Here is an 18844-nt window from a genome sequence, read left to right as displayed (position 1 = left end):
CGTCCAAGGCATGTCGAGGGTGATGAGGGTCCCCCACGGCCAATGTTGGAGATCGTCCTCCACCCTTCGCTCCCACTCCACCGAGATCGAGACGAAGTCTCTTACATCAATCAACGCTACTAACGACACCACGAACGAGAAGGAGATCAGACATGAGCGCCACAATTTCCGAGAGCATGACCCCAGTGGGACCCCCCGATGCCGATCACCCCCTCGCACCACTGTCGGCGAACGAAATCCGTAGTGCTAGAAGGATACTAGTCGACAACGGTCTTGTCGGCGAAGATACTCGCTTCGTTTACATGGCCCTCGCCGAGCCACACAAAACCACGGTTCTGGCCTACACCCGGGGAGCACACATCGAACGTCGAGCTCGCATACTCCTGCTCGACCGCGCTACGGGTGTCGGCACAGACGTCGTCGTCTCGGTCACGGAGAATCAGGTGCTTTCTGCGACCCCGCTCGACTCGGAGGTCAACGGACACCTACCCATACTCGATCAAGAGTTCGAGGACATCGAGTCCTTCTTGCTCGACAGCGTCGACTGGCTCGAGGCAATGGCGAAACGCGGAATCGAACCGTCGAAAGTACGAGCCGTTCCCCTCTCTGCGGGAATGTTCGGCCACGAGGACGAGATCGGTCAGCGCATCGTGCGCGTCTTGGCATTCCACCAGGACGACGAAGCAGACCTTCCGTGGGCGCATCCGATCGACGGTGTAGTCGCCTATGTAAATCTCACGACCCGAGCTGTCGTGAAAGTCGTCGACGACATCGACCTCCCCGTACCCGCCGAGCGCGGAGAATGGAACGCAGCCCCGCATGCCTCGGCTCCTCGTACCGATCTCAAGCCCATCGAGATAACTCAACCCGAAGGTGCCAGCTTCGAAGTCAATGGAAACGAGATCACTTGGGCGGACTGGAAATTTCGGTTCGGTTTCGACGTCCGTGAGGGCCTCACCCTGCACCAACTCTCATTCTCCGAAAACGGTGTCGACCGCCCGATCGTCTATCGCGCGTCGATTGCCGAGATGGTAGTTCCCTACGCCGACCCGTCACCAGCGCGCTACTGGCAGAACTACTTCGATCAAGGTGAGTATCTGTTCGGTCGCTACACGAATTCGCTCGAACTCGGTTGTGATTGCCTAGGTGAGATTCGGTATTTCGATGTCACCATCGCCGACGAATCCGGAAATCCCAAGTTGATGAAGAACGCGATCTGTTTGCACGAAGAAGACTACGGAGTGCTGTGGAAGCACACCGATATGTTCAACAATATGGCCGAAACCAGACGATCACGGCGACTTGTCATCTCGTTCTTCCTCACGATCGGCAACTACGACTACGGGTTCTACTGGTACCTCTACCTCGACGGCACCATCGAACTCGAAGCCAAAGCCACCGGCATCGTCTTCACCTCCGCCTACCGCGGCGACGACGGCTTCTCCACGCAGATAGCCCCCGGTCTCGGAGCTCCTTTCCATCAGCATCTCTTCTCCGCTCGCCTGGACATGGCTGTCGACGGCAACGTCAACACCGTCGAGGAAGTTGACGCGGTCGCGGTTCCGATGGGACCGAACAATCCGTGGGGCAACGCATTCCGATGCCAGAAGACCAAACTGACAACCGAGTCCGAAGGGCAACGCATCGCTGACAACCTCAAAGCCCGGGTGTGGCACATCACCAACCCAACCAAGAAGAATCGCCTGGGCAACGATGTCGGTTATGCGCTGCACCCCGAGGGACAGCCTGTCCTGTTAGCCGATCCGTCAAGTTCCATCGCTGCGCGCGCCGCCTTTGCCACAAAACATCTATGGGTCACCAAATACGATGAGACCGAACGATACCCAGCAGGCGACTTCGTCAACCAGCACCCGGGCAAGGGAGGACTGCCGACCTTTGTCGCTGGCAATCGTAATATCGACGGCGATGATCTCGTTCTTTGGCATACCTTCGGGCTGACTCACTTTCCTCGCCCGGAGGATTGGCCGGTCATGCCAGTCGACTACGCCGGATTCAAATTGAAGCCTGTGGGCTTCTTTGATCGCAATCCTGCGTTGAATCTACCCAGCAGCCCGACAACGCACTGCTGCGACAGCTAATGCTTCAGGTGCCCGACGCCGTCAAGGCTGTAGCGGTCGCACCCCACTACAGCCAGTGGTGGCGTCGGGTGGCCGCAGTCTTCGCGATTATCTCAGCATCACTCCACGCAGCCTCACTAACCGAATACACCAGCACAACCCCGATAGTGGCAACTGTGACAGGGGCGATGATCGTGGGATGTCTGTCCTGTGCGCGTGATCTGTGGAGACGCGGGTCGCACCGCGATTGGGGACTAGTCGCAATCATGAACGTCGGCATGATCGCCGTACATTTTGTGCTGATGTCGCCGGGGACTTCGACATCACATCGGAGTCACTCAAGCAGCACGATCGAAGCTAGTGCCCATGATCATGCATCCATGTTCATGACTACCTCACTGGTCGCCGCGGTGATCGAATCCACGGTCGCTATTGTTGTCTTGTTCTACCAGACACGGACGCTCGACCCACGAGAGGTGATGTAAAGTCCTTTCCCCGACAACGGATACCCGCGAACGCTATCCCGTCGGTCGCCCACGGGTAGTCGGACTGTCGGGCAATTGACAGCGCACTGGTGTCTGCAAGCTCGATGATTCGCCACTGTTCGCCGGTCAACATGGGCATACCCGATCCAGGCGCCCGCGTTGATCTGACTCGAACGAATGCCTTCGCGTCGATCGAGAACGACTGCGACGTAACCATTTCCGGACACCTGCGTTGCCACCACCGAAGATCTCGCATCGGCCACTACGATTTTCTCGATAACAGCTGGACTGGAGACAACGGCGACACTTTGCGCTTACGCGTCATACGAAGCACAGGCTCCCCCCGAACGCAATCCGCCCAATACTGTGACCTCGCTCTCCTCACCGAGCTTCGGTAACCGTGTGCGCTACCGCTCGATTCGTTACTTAGGCGGCGTGAGAGGAACGGACGGTGCGGTTCAACAAGAAACATCAAAAAGATTCCACTCGACAGAAAAGTCGCGATGTCTGTTCTGCCCAAATATGTTTAACCTCAGACTAATTGACCGGAGCCCTAGAGGAGTAGGGCGCAAATCTACACTTCGCCACTTCTTTCCAGATCTCTAGATTCGGAAAGCAAAGAGCCTCTCGCGACCTGTGCAGATTATCCCACCCCAGACCCACTTCTAGACTCCCAACGAGCCGTGGCTCTGCACACCCGCGGCATCGAATACGCGTCCAAACACATGGGCCATGTACTCGTCGACACTCCTTGGAGTTGACACCCCATCGATCGCGCTGATCTCAGCGAACTGGTCGAGAGCATCCTCCGGAGATGTTATTGCTCGCGCGCCGCGACCGATTGCCAACGCGACCCTGGCGACCAACCCTCCACCAGTGTGAAAGAACTCACCGGTGGAGGGCGCTTGGCTCGACGCCAGCAGCACGACCATCGGTGCCACCGTGCTCGGGTCGAATTTGTCCCGCAGCAACGCGCGGACCTCTTCACTCGGAATCCGGTCGGTCATTCGGGTGTACGCAGTAGGCATGACAGCATTGACTTTTACTCCCACTCCGACGCCTTCGGTCGCCAGTGCAGTTGTCATCCCGATATGTGCCGCGCGCGAGATCACGTACGGGGCGGTTAGCTTGGTGCCAAAAACAGAACCTGATGTGGTATTGACGATCCGACCGTACTGCTGACCCACCATGTGTGGCCACACCGCCTTAATCATCGAAATCGACCCGCGCAGGTTGACATCGAGTACTCGATCGGATTCTTCATCTGGTGTCTCCCCTAATACCGATCCGCCGCCAGAGATCCCGGCGTTGTTGATCAAGATGTCAACGCGACCCCATTTTTCAATGGCTTCCGCAGCGACGGCATGCGCATCTTCCCCCACATCAGAATGCTCAGCAACGGCTTCGCCGCCAAAAGCTATGATCTCTTCGACAACCTCATTCGCAGGATCTTTCGATCCGTGACCGCCGCTCAGAGCGCTACCCAAGTCGTTGACCAACACCCGCGCACCGCGGCGGGCCAATTCGATAGCGTATTCGCGTCCAAGTCCGCGCCCGGCACCGGTGATGACAGCAACCTGATTATCAAACCTAATTTTAGCCATTTTGGGGACCCTTCGGTTTCTCGTCGTCTTCTGTTTTTTGGCATCACCGTCAACGTCAACAAGCTATGAATAGGTCTGCAAGCGCCTGCGGGCCCTGGGGTCGGAGTCTTGGGCTCTTGTCCTGCTGGCCGCGTTACAGAACAAATCGACCGAACCGCCACCTTCGGCGCATCTCTGGACTTCGATTTGATCGAAGGCGCCCTCCAGGTCCCACTCAACCAAGCGTACGGCGCGAACTCGACGCGGTTTCGTATCGACACAATCCACCCGAGGTGCCGGCCGCGCCCCAGGTCAGCGCACCAGTCGCTAACCACAGATTGTGACCCTCTTGCCTTGCTGAATAGATAACAGGTCGAGATGCACTTCATTCGCCGCGCTATTGCGATGGATGGGCTCCGAAGAACTCATCCCCGCAACGTATTAGGCCATACCGGCGGCCGAGGCCTCTATGTGAAGACGTGCTTCTCATTGACTCATGGCATTCCCAATCAGCGTCGAATGATATGCGGCCTCGGCCATTGTGCCACCTAAGGTTATTGCTTCTTTTTCGTCGACGACTTGGTCCCAGTTATCCAATATATCTTCGGGGGTGAGGCCGAGGTCCGGATGGATGTGGCCGGGTGTTTCAGAGATGTAGATTGCGGCATTTCGACGCATTCCGCTTAGGTACGTCGCGCCGTTCGAGGGACACCGTTCGTGACACAATACGACCGCCATCGGTGCAACCAAGTCCGGGTTCCGTTGCGGATCATGTAAGACCGCGGCGGCGTTCTCTCCATAGCCGGCCGCCATCATTCGACTCATAGCCTGCGGTGCGATCATATTAACCTTGATGCGATGTTGCTCTCCAACCTGCGCCAGTGCCCGGCCCATGCCGAGGACCCCGGCTTTTGCCGCACCATACGCGACCATGTTCGCGGCGCCAAGCGCACCGGTTGACGTCGTCATCACTATCCTGCCGTACCCGCGCTCGACCATGTGAGGCCAAGCAGCTTTCGTGACGTTAAAGCTCCCACCAATGTGGACGTCGAAATGCCGCTTCATCATATCGAGATCCAGGTCAGGAAAGTCGTCCATCGTATAGATGCCGGCATTGTTGATGACGATGTCAATCTTTCCGAATGCCTTTATCGCGCAGTCTATTACGGCGTTCGCGCCTTCTGTTGTCGAGATATCGGAAGTGTCGGGCAATACCGTGTATCCCCGCAAAGTGAGAGACTCGGCTGCGAGTTCAGCGGGGCCTGAATCGACGCCTCCACCGTCGATATCCACGCCTCTGTCGTTGACGATCACTCGCGCACCGCGCGATGCCAGTAATTCTGCGTACGCAAGGCCTATTCCGCGACCTGCTCCGGTGACGACAGCGACTTGGTCGTTGAAGTTGAGTGTCTGCATCTTGGTTCGCATCCTGTTCAGCTCGATGCCAGTGTGGTGGCAGTTGTCGATCGTGCAGATTTCTTGTCGCCCGCGAATGAGAATCCCTCGTAATTTGCGGTGGCAATTTCGGCACATTTCTCGCGGTAGTTGTTCAGCCCCCCGGCGTAAGGCATGAATACTCTGGTTTTGCCCTCGATGTTGTCACCGAGATACCACGACTTCGCATGGACGTACAGTGTCCGTTCAGCGATCGCATTGACATGCTCGACCCAAGATTGCTCCGATCGCGCAGACGTCTCGATCTCGTGAAAGCTGTTGCGCCGCATGTAAACCATACATTCGACTATCCACTCGACATGCTGCTCAATGGACGCAATGACATTGGCGAGAACCGAAGGGCTACCTGGCCCGGTGATAGTGAACATGTTGGGAAACTCGGCTAGTGCCACCCCCAGGTAGTTAGTCGGACCGTTGGACCACTTGTCTGCGAGTGCTAGCCCGCCGCGCCCCCTGAGGTCCATCCTGGTGAGAGGGCCGGTCATGCCGTCGTACCCAGTTGCGAAAACGATGACATCGAAATCGAACTCGTTGTGTTCGGTTTTGATACCGACATCAGTGATCGTCTCGAGCGGGTCCTCACGGAGATCGACAAGGTCAACGTGAGGGGAGTTGAATGTCGAGTAATAGTCGGTGTCCACACAAATCCGTTTGGCACCTATCGGATAATCGACCGGAGTCAGGATCTGCGCCGTCTTAGGATCGTCTACAATCGTGGCGATCTTTTCACGCACATATTCGGCCGCTTCGTGGTTGGCAGTGAGGTTGGTTGCCAGATCACTGAACGCAGTGACGAATAGATTTCCGCCGGTGTGCCAGTAGCGGTCAAAGGTGTCTCGGCGGTCCATATCGTTCAAGGAGAGTGCCTCGTTGAGTCCGAAGCCGATTCCGATTCCCGTCGGGCAACTTCGGGCTCGATCGCGCCTCTTGCCGAGATTTTTGACTGCGTCGGCATGCTCGTCGGCGTAGAGCGGCCGGTTGCGGGCAGGCAACGAATAGTTAGGAGTACGTTGAAAGACCGTCAAATGCGCTGCTTGCTTGGCGATCTCGGGGATTGCCTGTATGCCCGATGATCCCGTACCGATGACCGCCACACGTTTCCCAGTGAGGTTGACGTCATGATGAGGCCATCTGCCGGTGTGGTAGACCTCGCCAGAGTATGTTTGCAGGCCAGGGAATTGCGGGATCGATTCCGCAGATAGACATCCTACGGCGCTAATCAAGAACCGCGCCCGTGTCTGGAGCCCGTCGCTGGTATGCACGAGCCACGTCGACGATGTCTCATCGTATTCGGCCTTGTCAACTCGGGTGTTAAAAGTTATCGAGCGTCGCAGATCTAGTTCGTCGGCAACCCATCGTGCGTATTCCAAGATTTCCGGCTGAGACGCGAAGCGCTCACTCCATCTCCAGTTTTCGACGAGTTCGGGATCGAATGTGTATGAGTACGAGATACTTTCGACATCACACCGGGCCCCCGGATAACGGTTCCAGTACCACGTGCCACCGACATCGCCGCCGGATTCAATGGCCGTAACGGAAAAGTTCGACTCCCGCAATTTGTGGATCGCGTAGAGACCCGCGAAACCTGCACCGATGACCAGCGCATCGCAGTCGACCGGGGAAGGAGTGGGTGTTTTAGACATGGCTACTCCAGAGAAGTTGAGTGAATTTGCGGTCAGCTTCGACCGCCCGGGGATCCACGTGAACGGCGAGATCGCCACTACCGTAGACAATTACATCTGTCAGTTCAGGGTCGTCGGCGACTTCACTGAATCAAATGCGCGCCCGACGGCGGCGGTGAGGTCGGTTGTCATACGCCGGGAAATGGCGGCATCTGCGATTGCTCCCGCTGACCCATGGAATGTACCAGGGTAGACGTGTAACTCGGTAGGAACTCCCGACTGAATCAAGCGGTGGGCGTACGAGATACCCTCATCACGTAGTGGATCGAACTCGCAGGCGGATATGTACGCCGGCGGCAACCCTGAGAGGTCCTCAGCGCGGGCCGGGGCTGCGTACGGTGACGTCTCGCTGCCGTGCGCGTCACCTAGATAAGCCTTCCAGCTCAATTCAGCGTTGCGTAGGTTCCATAGTGGGGTGTCGGTGAACTCTTGCATTGATTTGGTAGTAAGGGAGTCATCGACAACGGGGATGTCAAGAATCTGATAGGCGATGATCGGACCGCCGCAATCGCGGACCTTCTGAGTAAGCGCAGCGGCAATACACGCGCCTGCGCTCTGTCCGCCCACAGCTATTCTCGAGGCATCCACCCGCAGCAAGTCTGCGTTGCTGGCAACCCAGCACAAAGCTGCGTACGCATCGTCCACAGCTGCGGGGTAAGGGTGCTCAGGCGCAAGCCGGTAATCTACCGAAATCGTTGTCACCCCGGCGGTTTCGGTGAATCGCGAAGACTGCGCCAGATCACCTGCCGCGTCGCCGATCACGAAGCCGCCCCCGTGAAACCACAGCAGTACCGGCGTCCGGGTATCAGAGTTTTTTTGCCTGACGATATGTAGCGCGATGTTCGGGCGCGAATCGCCTGCCGGGATCACCTCGATGACCTCTTCGAGGGCGGGGGGCAACTCGAACGGGGGCATCTGACCTCGCATCTGCGCCATCCCAGAACGCGCTTCAGAGATGTCGGAAATGTCGAGGATCGGAATCAGGTCGACCATGGGAGCGAGTTCTCGGTCATAGCTATACATCACGAAATACAGACCCTTCACTTTGGTTGTACCACCGAATACGTGTCACGGAAAACCGTCGATCTGACGAACGGTACATCTTCACAACACACTGTCGTGTGAAATTGAAAATTTTCGTAGAAGATCTTCGCCGTCCCGAAAACTGTTAGCGCGTGGCCAGTCACCCGTTCGCCTCTTGGCCGGGCTAAGGTCGATGTCATGACAGATGCGCAGGGTGGGCTCCGATGGCAAACGTAAAAAACGCGCCGCGCGGATCGATAAGAGAAGCACACCGACAACTGACTCGCGGCCGCATCATCGACTCGGCCATCGAAGTTTTCACCGAACGCGGATATGCGCACTCACGTATCGAACAGATCGCCGAACGGGCCGGCATTACGCGAACTACGTTCTACCTCCACTTCACCTCAAAGGCCGATGTACTCCCAGAACTACTCGCTCAGGCAGCCAAGCACTTTGAGGGTTCATACCGCGACCTCGGCGAACTCGCGCGTCGCCCTACATATGAGGCGGTCTATCGATGGATCGAATCGTCGATGAACAAGTGGGAGGAGATCGCTGACCTGGTACGTCCGCTGTATGACGCGGCAATATTCGAACCCAGCATTCACGAAAAGGTGTACCCACGAGGTGCACTACCAGTAGGACCACTCGCCGAAGAGTTGATCGACCATCTACCGTCCGCGAGCCGCGACGAAGCACTGATCTATGCGAGCGTTCTACTGGCACCAATGGGTCAATACTTTGAGATCTTTCTGCGTGGCGGCAGCTTCGATCGCAGCCATGTCACCAGCGTTCTGGCGACCACGTGGGTCGCGGTCGTATCGGCAGCCACCTCTCCTGACGCCAGCAGTGCGGACTTCCAAACCTCATAGATTCCGCACCGCGCCAGCGGTACGAGGTTAATAGTGGTTTCATAGCGGTTGCAGCAATCTCTACCCCGTAGGCGGGGTAGAGATTCATCCTCGCGAGCTTCGGTCACCTTCAGCCTTGACGATGACATCAACCCAGTGACCGCCGCAAACTCTAGATGCTTCGGCTGGGCGTGCAGAGGAATCCCTCATCATCCCCTCCGCGTCACATGTCGGACACTGAACTGTCCGCACAACAGTGTCGCCGGATTTCACATACAACGGATCGGTGACGGTCAATCCCGCGAACGTCGCCATGCATGTTCGGCAAGTAGTCGGCCTTCCCGGATCACTGCAATCCAGCACACGTGGGCGACAACCCTCGACAATGTGTCCGATCGCCCAAAAGATCTACGAGCAGTCATTGGCGGAATGTTAAGAGAATTGCCGGCAACGACAACATCGCTGCGGTGGCGGACTCCGCCAAGTTCTGCAGATGACCGTCGATCCGGCGAATGCTCCATGCGCGCCCGACAGTCCAATTATCAACAATCTTAACTTCAGCTGCTTCCGGAAGCCGTGTCCTATGCAATTAGTTCCAGACAAACACGTTGCCCTTGCTCCATGCATGAAGCAGGACTATTACGATACCCACATCATACTGTTCAACAGTCAAGGCTCCCGTTTGCAGGAAGCCCCAATCGAGAAGATCAGCGGATTTCACTGTGACGAATCCATCTTAAAATCAACTAGATTTACGAAACGCGTTTTGCAACAATTCAACGATGCATCTAATTACTCATTCCGATCATTTGCAAACCGAAAATTTCGTCCCTGATCGTTACCAAGGCGTTTGGCGTCGACGTTTGATCAAACGTGATTCTGGCATGATCGATGCCACTACGCACGTCTACTGGATGCAGACACGCAGAATATTTGCCGATATTCGTATACCGGTGATCAACCTCGAACAAAAATCTCTCAATAGGTACAGCGGCGAAGAGATCTCCCCCTTGCTGAACCAACGAGGATTCGCTGGAGTCACATCAGTCAAAGATGACATTTGTCAATGGAACATTGCATTTGACTACCAACCATTAAAAGAAGATCCAGATATCGGCATCATGCGTTTCACAAAAAATGAAAGACTGATCGAAGTAGATGTCAACAACCGTTTCTTGGAGATTTGGGAACGCTTGCCGGGATCGGTCGGAGCCTCCCACGCATACTGGTTCAAATCCGCCGATGACCACGATCGGCAAGCCTGTCTACTGGTGAGTGGCGATTATTTTTTCTTTGCAGCGGATCGATCCACGTCTGTGCAATCGGGCGGGCACCTTGTGGATCAGATGAATTCCTCACTGGATCTGCGGGAACGTACCGCCAAACTGCAATCCGAGTACTCATTTGGAAGATTCTCACCACGGTTTCCGTGGCAGATCGCAATCTCAACAATCCCCGATCGAATCGGCAAGGCGCTTCTGCCGGCATCCATAGGAATTCACGAATCTTCAATCCGACACGCCGAACCATTATTTCCTCAGCTCGGCAGATACGCACCCACCAACGGATGGATACGGACGGCTACACCCTAGCCCTTTGAAAATCTCGGAACATAAAAGGTTTAACTGCCAGATCCGCACCACCCGACAAACGAAGTCGAGTGGTGCGGATTCTTCCGTAGATGCCGACCCAGTTTCCGAGGCTTATCTGTCGTACAGATCTATCCTACGGTCGCCGAAAACATCATTACGCTCCGAAATCGACTTTCGTCGAGCCGCAGTCAAATCAACCGTTGCATAAATTGTGGAGTGCGTACCCTGAACCGAACTCGTGAGTGGATAGCCAGTCCGATCAATGATGACACTTCCCCCTATCCACTCTTGCCCGCGCTCGGACTTTGCTCGGTCACACACGGCTAGAAAAACCGAATTTGCGGCGCAGGTGGCCTGCGCTTTCACTATTTCTATCGGACGCTCTCCAAGTGGAACAGGAAAAACTGGCCAATTAACCGGAGCGCAAATAATATCTGCACCTTTCAAGGAAGGGATACGCACCCATTCGGGAAACTCGATATCATAACAAATCATGACACCGATACGTCCATGTTCAGTCTCAATTACAGGCGGTCGAGCATCACCTGCCGTAAAATACTTCTTTTCCGAGTCCCATAGATGAGATTTTCGATAAACCGCCCGAAACTTTCCCGACTCAACAAGCACAGCGCTGTTGTAGATGAGATCACCTCTACCGAGTTCGGCGAATCCGCCGATCAAGGTTATATCGAGATCGCGAGACAATTCTAGCCATTCCGGAATCGTTTTACCATTTACCGGTTCAGCCAGATTCCGGAGCTCGTCTGACGACTCGAAGCAGTATCCAGTATTAGCCAACTCGGGCAATACAACAATCTTTGCTCCTTCTCGCGCCGCCTCAGTCACCACATTTCGAATGGTCTTCAAATTCAATTCCCTATCTCCGATCTCGATAGGTAATTGACAGCAAGCAATTTTTACTGCAGCGTGGATAGTATTCATGATCTACTCCGGAGTGCCTTCGAGCTCGAGTTGCGAGCGCACTCGGGCTTTCGCTTCCGCTACATGATCGATGTTCCTGGCCAGCACCCAGTAGAGTCCACCCGACACTAGAAGACCCAGGGCGAAGGATACGTCGGCTCCGCCCAGAGCTTGGGCAATTGGGCCTGTATAGAAAGATGTCGAGAAGAATGGAATCATCACAACGAAACCAGCTATATACGCGACAATTCCGCGCCACGACCACCGCCCATAAATACCATCAGGATTGAAAATTTCGGTAATCGCATACTTTCCGTGACGCACAAAGTAGAAATCCGCAAGATTTACTGCAGTCCACGGAATCAAGAAATACAGCATTAGAAGGACAAAGCTATTGAAGCTCGATAGATAGTTATCTGGAATCGCGAGAGCGATCGCGACCGCGACGAGTCCAACGAATGACAGACCAATTATCCGCAGACGTACTGTCGGTTTGATACTCTTGAATCCATCGACTCCGGATATTGTCGTCAGCATCGCTCCGTAGGCATTCACTCCCATAACTGTTATCAGAGCGACACAAGAAATGAGGACGGCGATCGTACCGAATCCAGGAAATAGGCGATCTCCTACTTCACGAACGGCACCGATAGCATCTGCGCCTTCGATGTACGTTCCCAAGATCGCACCAAGTGACATGAGCCAAGTCGCGGAGAGAGCTGCTCCAGCATATGTCCAGGAGATCAATTTCGGGGCTGAAGCGTCCTCTGGCAGATAGCGTGAATAGTCCGAAACGTACACGGCATAGCTGATGTTGTAGCCGGCGGCAAGCGAGAACTGGACGAGGAATGCCGTCCAGTTCCAACCGGCCGTATGGGCCATCTCAGCGTATTCTGACGAGCCTGGCAGCGTGGTCAACGCAAGTACGGTAATGATCGCGAATACGACGACCAAGGCGTATGTCAGCCACCGCTGAACGAAGTGCAAGAGATCATGCCCGACGACCGCGATGACGATCGACACCGCGATCAGGACCGGATACCAGAACCATTTGCCACCTGGCAGGACAAGTTGCAGGCCCTGAGTACCGACGATCACGTCGAAAACGATGAAGCCCAGGTAGACGAAAACAGTTGCAACGAAGGGAAGGACTACCCCCCGGCTGCCGAATTGAGCACGTGACTGAATCATCTGCGGGAGCCCCATTCGAGGTCCCTGATTCGCGTGGAACGCCATGAAGAATGTTCCGAATGCCGCTCCGAGGACCACGGAAAGGACGCTCCAACCGATGGATAAGCCCATCGCAGGTCCGGTGAATCCCACCACCATGGTCGGAAGCACAAAGTTCCCCGCAAACCAGAAGGGTCCCTGGTGCCAAACTTTCCCTCGCCGTTCGGACCGATGAACGTAGTCGATGGAATGCTGCTCCACGCGCGCTCGCGGAGACTGCCCTGCAGTTGTCGGGCTAGGCCCCGACGCCGATGAAACGTGTGACATCTTTCCTCAATTCGATTCTTTCACAACTTATTCGGGGCAACAACCAATGGTTGACATCGATGCGCACTGTCATATAGCTCGAACACCAACCCCGCCGATTGACCAAGCATCAACTACCTCGTCACACGGCGGGCCGCTGAGGAAGCGCACGATACTGACAGCGCCGATGAGGAGCTCACGACGGGCAGCCACACTTCCGCCGCCTTCACACATGCGAGTCGACGCAGTCGGTGACAATCCTCCGAAGAGCGTGCCGGACATCTGGTAACAAACCACTCGGTACCACTTTCGACGCAGGCCGCAAAGCCCGAAGGACGGCTTCGGAAATCTGAATATCTTGGCGCATAGACGTCCCTCGATGAACTCATCGCCCCCAACTCTGGAAGACGTAGTCGAGTCCTCGTGGATCACCGACCCTCGAATCGTGGTGAGGCTCACCGCGCGGCATGCACGAAACGTACGCCCAGACCTGTTCTGAATCAACACATCTGATCTTCTGATCGCGGGAACTGCTGACTTTCTGTTCGAAAATTCATTCAAATGCGCGTATTCTGCGCCCAAGATAGTAAGAATTCAATCAATCTGTATTCAAGTCACTACAGAAAGATCTCGAAAATTGTTAGGGAACGGTGGGCCCGATGACGACTGCTGACCTGGACTCGAAGCTCATTGCCGCTTTGCAACGAACGGCCGCGCAAGATATCAGGAACTCGCCCGCTGTCGACCGGCGCCGCCACGGGCGAAAGCTTCTGCGCGCGTATAAGCCTTGCTGTCCTCGACATAGTGACTGTCGTTGCCGTCGCACATCCTGAACTGTTCAGTCTCACAGCGCTCGTCCACGTCTCCTATCAGTATCGGGATCCGCTTTACGTGATCGCCGAACTATGCCAATCAGAGTCCGCGGTCTACGTATCGCTCCCGAAACCTGAGCGAAAGGAATCGCTCCAAAGTCTTTGATTCCGAACATCCCGAGGTCGCACACCTTGTCAAAAGCCCGAATCGAGCACAAGCGCCGATACGTTGCCGGGTGGCACCTGTCGCTTCAGCCAAATTGCCTGCCAGACGCTCTGTTCCTCGTCGCCGAGCATCAGGTCGGCGCGGGCCTCCGGTGGGATCAGGCGCGAGGAATGCGGAACATGGATGACGACAGGCGATCCCTCGTCGCCCGGCAGCACGGTGAACGCGTCCAGCACTGATCTCCCGCACGTGTTCTCGGGGCGCTCATGCTGCCCGCAGGCAGTGACACGATCGTCGGGACCCGAATTGTGCAGGTGGCATGACGTTCGGCGTCAGCGGAATTCGCGGAGTTCATTCCGTCGTTTCCTTATTCTGATCGGATGCCGTCGAAGTGCAGGGACACAGAGGTGCGGTGCGCATCCGTCGAGTGCGTTTCCAGTCGGCTAGAACCCTGGACGATGGGATCGTCGGTGCGGTGCGTCATATCGTCAGGCCTTCCTAGGTCAATCTTCTTTCGTCACTGCTCTCTGCCATTGCGAATCAGTCCTCCGGATACGTCACCGCCGGAGTCGTTCCTCAGGCGAAGGGCAACCGACATCCGAGTATCGCGCCCTACGAGGTATTCGACACCGCCGACCCCTTACTGGTGTTGGCGGTCGGTAACGACCGTCAGTTCTTGTCGTTGGTCGAGGTACTGGGAATTGCGGACCTTGCCACCGATGAACGGTATGCAACCAACGCAGCACGCGTCGCGCACCGCGACGACCTCGCGACCGAGTTGAGAGGCGCGTTGTCTAAAGACTCGGCCGATGCGTGGTTCAAAGCACTTACCACACAGCGGGTGCCGTGCGATCCACTCACGACATAGCCGGAGCCGTAGCGCTGGCGGAGAGCTTAGGTCTCGAGCCCAAGGTCGCCATCGACGATCCCCGTAGAGATGCACCGGTGTGGCAGATCGCGAATCCGATTCGGCTCAGTGCCACGCCCGCGACCTACCGAACCGCACCTCCCCGACTCGACGAAGACGCGAAGACCTACGCCGAAACGACACAACAGTAATTGACATCCTCCACGCCCTCACAGACATGGATTCCTCTGATAGCTCACGCTACCGAGACGGTTGGTGCGGCACGTTTTGAGTGACTGATGCACCCGATCCCCCGAAATGCCCTCGGGTTGATGTTCGAGATGAAACCCACGATCACGAATGTTGATCCAGCATTGGTGTCTGCATGACGTTCGAATCCGCACCCCTGGCACCGGAAAAACGCTTGGCTATCGTGATTCTCCGGGCAGCTGTGACCGCAATTCGAGCATTCCTGCGACGTGTAAGCGGCCGACATCGCGATGACCGAAATCTTCTGATCCAGACAGTGCGCGAACTTCCCCCAACACGAGGCGAGGATCGCCCGGTTCAGACCGGACTTCGCCCGCCCACCGTTGGGCGGGAAAGCTCCCGGATTGTCGGGGTCCGGTTTCGGTGTCGCTCGCCGAGTCATGTTCCGGATCGGTAGATTCTCCACCGCCGCGGCTGCGTAGGTGTCCGCGATGTCGGTGGTGGTTTTCTCGATCCAGTCGCCCCGCCGATCAGATAGCCGCAACCACCCCAACTTCGCTTTCGTGCGGTGCCGGTTCGCCGACCCCTTCTGCTGACGGGACAGGCGTCGCTGCAAGGCCACGAACCGAACCTGTTCGCCCGCACGGAAACCGGGAGTATGAAGCATACGACCCTCGCTCGTGGCGATCGAATTCGCCACTCCCCGGTCAATCCCCACCACCCGAGTGGTGCACGGTTGGCGGCGAGGCGGCGGTGGAGTCGTCAAACTCACCGTCCACCGCCCATTCGTGAACGCAATCCGCGCAGATATCGGCCCAGGCCCGAGGAATCCGGAACCGTACCCACCCGGCCTTCGGCACCAGAATCTCGCCCCAGCGCCGGTTGACACGCCGCACCACCAGATCCCGTACGACGAAACCCTGCCACGCGCCGGAACGGTTCTTGAACTTCGGGTACCCGCTACGCCTAGCGAAGAAGTTGGTGAACGCCCGATCCAGATCCCTCAGCGCACCTTGTTGCACGACCGTGGAAGCGGCTCGGAGCCAATCGAATTCAGCTCTGGCTTCCGGCGGGTCCCGCATCTGCGACGCGACCGAAATTTTCTGCCGGAAATGCCGGCGAGACCGGGTCCGCCACGAACGCTGCTCCAATCAGTGCTGTTATTGCCCGAGTGCGTCGCGCAGTGACCGCTGTTCCTCGTCGGTGTAAATCTCGCGCAAGGCTTTCGCTAGCACTTCCGGATTCACACCGACCTTACGCAACGAACGCAGTGAACGGACAGCCTTGGCCGTAACAATTGTGCTACTGCTTGAAGTCTCGGTGGGCGGATCCGTTTCCTTCGATCCCTCTTCAGCAGACTGTTTTTCGGCCCGCTCCTGCGCGGCGCGCCAGGCCTTGACCTGACCTTCGAGCGGGACCTGCGCAAGGGAACGTGCCAACCTGATGGCGATCTCTCCCCCACGAAGCTTCTCCTGAAGTTCAGGAGAAAGCTTGAGCAACGCGCGCCGCTGAGATACCCAACCTTTGGAACGACCGAGTCGCTGGGCTGCGGCATCGGCACTGCCGCACTCGGCAACGAGCGCTTGGACTGCCTCTGCTTCTTCCAGGACATCGAAATCGCTGCGGCCAATATTCTCGATGATCGCGGCTTCGAGAATCGATTCCGAGCTCGTTGCGATACTGTCGCGGACAACGACATCCATGCCTGTGCGGCCGAATTCTTTCGACGCCGCAAGACGCCGGTTACCGTTGACGACGATGTAACGTGCTGCACCGATGAGCTTTTCGTCAGCAGGAAAGATTTTCAGCCACGTCGCCCTGGTGATGGCGACGCCTGGTTGGAGCTGCCGTTCGGCAATCGTCGACAGATCTGACAGGTCACCGATCCGGCGCCGCGGGTTTCGTGGGTTGCCGATCAAGTCCCCTAAAGGAACATTCGCGAGGAGCTGACCATCGATATACGTGCTGACATCGGAAGGAATGTCTGCAGGTGTGTTCTTCGCGGGCGTTACAGGCTTACTATCGACGGAAGAGTTGTCTCCGACGGAACCGGCCAGCGACGCCAAGTCGATCCTGCCGCCCCTGCGCGCCATCAGTGTCCACCAGCTTCCAACTCGAGGCTCAGTTTGTAAAAATCTTCGCGGGCCTGCAGAGAAACGCGATTAGCGTCGTATTCGGTCACCACACGGCCGTCTGCAGCCGCACGTGTGTGGACCTTGTAGTGGCGCACCACTGTTCGGGCGAGCGGCCAACCGTGAGCATTGACGAACGCGCGAGTCTGCTCCAGATCAACCTTGCCGTCTCGCGGGTCCCAGTTATTGATGACGACAACGAACTTCTTACCGAGCGGTTCGATAACCTTCTTGATCGTGCGTGCCGTCGGGTCGAAGCACAGCGGCTCGGGTTCGATCGGTACGATGACCAGATCAGCAATTGAGAGAACTGCGCGCAGGGCGTCGCCGGACGCGCCGGCACCCAACGAGTCCGCACCGTCGCCGTTGCTGGAGAAATCGATCCATCCCGGTGTGTCAACGTAGACGTGACTGATACCGGGGAGGTTGTGGAGCTGACTCAGAATTTTTGGATTGTCGTGTGCCTGAGCGATTTTGAAGGGAAGTTCGTTGCCGGAACCTTCGACACGATCGGCCCACCACACTGCCGATCCCTGAGGATCAACCGAGATCGCCGCCACAGGCGATTCGACATCCGCATCACCGGTGAGCGCGTGAGCCTTCACCGCCGCGAGATTCATTGTCAGGGTGGATTTTCCCACTCCACCCTTCTGATTCAAAACCACGTGCACAGCCATATAAAACCTCCGTATGCTTCGCTCCCCTTAGTAGGGAGCTACTTCGGACTTTCGCCGCCGCAACCACTTCGAAGCAGCGGGCGTGTCAAGTTCACTCTACGGGGTCCACTCGTAAATCCGTAAATCGACATGCGGCAATCACCATAAGCCGCAAGGGGCTTCGAGGCAACAGATGTCGAACGCGCTCGCACGATCCACTTACTGCCAACACACGCGGAGGCCAACGGACTTACCGGTCAACAGTTCTGCACTACCGGCGCAATCGAACGCGGAAACAATCCGCATGGGCCAACACCAATTATGGCAGACTGGTTGCCGCAATCTCACAGTGGAGAACAAGCCTGATTGCTCACCGGCGCAGTAACTATGGGGATTGATCTATCAATCCAATTTCTTATCGAAAAGTGCCCTGCCGCAAGGTAATTCACGCATTCGACTACGCCTTCCAGCTTCGAAACGCTCAGCCTAAGTTCGCCACACCCGCCCTCATTCATTGGCGACCATTCAACCAGGGGACATTACGTCACTGTGACGATACGCTCACCTATTGGCCATGCCGAGAAACTTCAATACTCATTCTGGCAGCTGGACCTTCATTCCTATATCTGGTATCGCGCTACAAAATGCACCACGATCTACATCTGCAATTTCCAACCGCGTGCGGTTCAGGTTTGCACACATTCGAGAGCAAGGGAACGGGGTTCAGCGATCCCATTTCTCGGGGTAGGACGATCTCCTATAATCAGCGCTTTTCCTAGCACCGACTCTGCGGTCTACCGCGGTAAACTCCCCCACTCCGGTGCATCCGGCGAATTGCTCGACACCCTGGTTTACCGCGGTAAACGGCTGTG

At 56.5% G+C, this 18844-nt stretch carries 14 protein-coding genes and 1 pseudogene; 4 read left to right on the top strand and 11 right to left on the bottom strand.

Annotated features, from left to right (window positions below; genetic code table 11):
* Window positions 1-176 precede the first annotated feature (176 nt).
* Window positions 177-2099 carry a primary-amine oxidase gene (locus tag R4P64_RS29505; RefSeq protein ID WP_411742727.1) on the top strand — a complete coding sequence of 641 codons (1923 nt, stop codon included), beginning with the start codon at window positions 177-179 and terminating at the stop codon, window positions 2097-2099.
* Between the two features lie 1129 nt (window positions 2100-3228).
* Here the strand turns inward: R4P64_RS29505 and R4P64_RS29500 are convergent.
* The 4 genes from R4P64_RS29500 to R4P64_RS29485 all read right to left on the bottom strand — a co-directional run bounded on the left by R4P64_RS29500 (window position 3229) and on the right by R4P64_RS29485 (window position 8306).
* Window positions 3229-4167 (bottom strand): SDR family NAD(P)-dependent oxidoreductase, encoded by a 939-nt coding sequence (locus tag R4P64_RS29500; RefSeq protein ID WP_317823719.1) that lies wholly within the window; start codon window positions 4165-4167, stop codon window positions 3229-3231.
* A 465-nt stretch (window positions 4168-4632) separates the two neighbouring features.
* Window positions 4633-5562 carry an SDR family NAD(P)-dependent oxidoreductase gene (locus R4P64_RS29495; RefSeq protein ID WP_317823717.1) on the bottom strand — a complete coding sequence of 310 codons (930 nt, stop codon included), beginning with the start codon at window positions 5560-5562 and terminating at the stop codon, window positions 4633-4635.
* A gap of 17 nt (window positions 5563-5579) precedes the next feature.
* Entirely contained in the window at window positions 5580-7244 is a 1665-nt protein-coding gene (locus tag R4P64_RS29490; RefSeq protein ID WP_317823716.1) for an NAD(P)/FAD-dependent oxidoreductase, read from the bottom strand.
* Between the two features lie 99 nt (window positions 7245-7343).
* Window positions 7344-8306, bottom strand: coding sequence for an alpha/beta hydrolase (locus R4P64_RS29485; protein WP_317823806.1), 963 nt, complete (start codon window positions 8304-8306; stop codon window positions 7344-7346).
* A 224-nt stretch (window positions 8307-8530) separates the two neighbouring features.
* Here R4P64_RS29485 and R4P64_RS29480 point away from each other — a divergent pair, with 224 nt between their 5' ends.
* Complete coding sequence (locus R4P64_RS29480) at window positions 8531-9181, top strand: TetR/AcrR family transcriptional regulator (protein WP_317823715.1); 651 nt, start codon at window positions 8531-8533, stop codon at window positions 9179-9181.
* 761 nt (window positions 9182-9942) lie between these two features.
* Entirely contained in the window at window positions 9943-10752 is an 810-nt protein-coding gene (locus R4P64_RS29475) for a type IV pilus biogenesis protein PilI (RefSeq protein WP_317823714.1), read from the top strand.
* Window positions 10753-10863: 111 nt separating this feature from the next.
* Here R4P64_RS29475 and R4P64_RS29470 read toward each other — a convergent pair whose 3' ends face one another.
* The 3 genes from R4P64_RS29470 to R4P64_RS29460 form a co-directional block, all read right to left on the bottom strand.
* Window positions 10864-11694 (bottom strand): nitrilase-related carbon-nitrogen hydrolase, encoded by an 831-nt coding sequence (locus R4P64_RS29470; RefSeq protein WP_317823713.1) that lies wholly within the window; start codon window positions 11692-11694, stop codon window positions 10864-10866.
* Between the two features lie 3 nt (window positions 11695-11697).
* Window positions 11698-13104 (bottom strand): cytosine permease, encoded by a 1407-nt coding sequence (locus tag R4P64_RS29465; RefSeq protein ID WP_317823711.1) that lies wholly within the window; start codon window positions 13102-13104, stop codon window positions 11698-11700.
* A 1052-nt stretch (window positions 13105-14156) separates the two neighbouring features.
* The gene (locus R4P64_RS29460; protein WP_317823710.1) at window positions 14157-14363 is read right to left on the bottom strand and encodes a hypothetical protein; all 207 of its coding nucleotides are present in this window, start codon (window positions 14361-14363) and stop codon (window positions 14157-14159) included.
* A gap of 266 nt (window positions 14364-14629) precedes the next feature.
* Between R4P64_RS29460 and R4P64_RS29455 the strand changes: the two are divergent.
* A pseudogene (locus R4P64_RS29455) lies at window positions 14630-15186 on the top strand (CoA transferase); the annotation flags it as partial.
* A gap of 44 nt (window positions 15187-15230) precedes the next feature.
* Here R4P64_RS29455 and R4P64_RS34065 read toward each other — a convergent pair.
* The 4 genes from R4P64_RS34065 to R4P64_RS29440 all read right to left on the bottom strand — a co-directional run bounded on the left by R4P64_RS34065 (window position 15231) and on the right by R4P64_RS29440 (window position 17993).
* On the bottom strand, window positions 15231-15956 hold the full coding sequence (locus R4P64_RS34065; RefSeq protein ID WP_411742721.1) for an RNA-guided endonuclease InsQ/TnpB family protein: 726 nt from the start codon (window positions 15954-15956) through the stop codon (window positions 15231-15233).
* Entirely contained in the window at window positions 15892-16266 is a 375-nt protein-coding gene (locus tag R4P64_RS29450; RefSeq protein WP_317823709.1) for a hypothetical protein, read from the bottom strand. Before R4P64_RS29450 ends, R4P64_RS34065 begins: the two co-directional genes overlap by 65 nt.
* 78 nt (window positions 16267-16344) lie before the next feature.
* Window positions 16345-17277: a ParB/RepB/Spo0J family partition protein gene (locus tag R4P64_RS29445; protein WP_317823708.1), complete on the bottom strand. Its 933-nt coding sequence runs from the start codon at window positions 17275-17277 to the stop codon at window positions 16345-16347.
* Window positions 17277-17993: a ParA family protein gene (locus tag R4P64_RS29440; RefSeq protein ID WP_172937878.1), complete on the bottom strand. Its 717-nt coding sequence runs from the start codon at window positions 17991-17993 to the stop codon at window positions 17277-17279. Before R4P64_RS29440 ends, R4P64_RS29445 begins: the two co-directional genes overlap by 1 nt.
* Between the last annotated feature and the right edge of the window lie 851 nt (window positions 17994-18844).

It is taken from the genome of Rhodococcus sp. IEGM 1366, from assembly GCF_033142425.1.
GTDB lineage: Bacteria > Actinomycetota > Actinomycetes > Mycobacteriales > Mycobacteriaceae > Rhodococcus_F > Rhodococcus_F globerula.
This window is presented reverse-complemented; position numbering and strand designations above follow the sequence as displayed.

What these genes read in the sequence shown, in the direction of transcription:
- R4P64_RS29505 (WP_411742727.1), top strand. Translation starts at nt 177, where the DNA reads ATGACCCCAGTGGGACCCCCCGATGCCGATCACCCCCTCGCACCACTG.
- R4P64_RS29500 (WP_317823719.1), bottom strand. Translation starts at nt 4,167, where the DNA reads ATGGCTAAAATTAGGTTTGATAATCAGGTTGCTGTCATCACCGGTGCC.
- R4P64_RS29495 (WP_317823717.1), bottom strand. Translation starts at nt 5,562, where the DNA reads ATGCAGACACTCAACTTCAACGACCAAGTCGCTGTCGTCACCGGAGCA.
- R4P64_RS29490 (WP_317823716.1), bottom strand. Translation starts at nt 7,244, where the DNA reads ATGTCTAAAACACCCACTCCTTCCCCGGTCGACTGCGATGCGCTGGTC.
- R4P64_RS29485 (WP_317823806.1), bottom strand. Translation starts at nt 8,306, where the DNA reads ATGTATAGCTATGACCGAGAACTCGCTCCCATGGTCGACCTGATTCCG.
- R4P64_RS29480 (WP_317823715.1), top strand. Translation starts at nt 8,531, where the DNA reads ATGGCAAACGTAAAAAACGCGCCGCGCGGATCGATAAGAGAAGCACAC.
- R4P64_RS29475 (WP_317823714.1), top strand. Translation starts at nt 9,943, where the DNA reads ATGCATCTAATTACTCATTCCGATCATTTGCAAACCGAAAATTTCGTC.
- R4P64_RS29470 (WP_317823713.1), bottom strand. Translation starts at nt 11,694, where the DNA reads ATGAATACTATCCACGCTGCAGTAAAAATTGCTTGCTGTCAATTACCT.
- R4P64_RS29450 (WP_317823709.1), bottom strand. Translation starts at nt 16,266, where the DNA reads ATGCGGGACCCGCCGGAAGCCAGAGCTGAATTCGATTGGCTCCGAGCC.
- R4P64_RS29445 (WP_317823708.1), bottom strand. Translation starts at nt 17,277, where the DNA reads ATGGCGCGCAGGGGCGGCAGGATCGACTTGGCGTCGCTGGCCGGTTCC.
- R4P64_RS29440 (WP_172937878.1), bottom strand. Translation starts at nt 17,993, where the DNA reads ATGGCTGTGCACGTGGTTTTGAATCAGAAGGGTGGAGTGGGAAAATCC.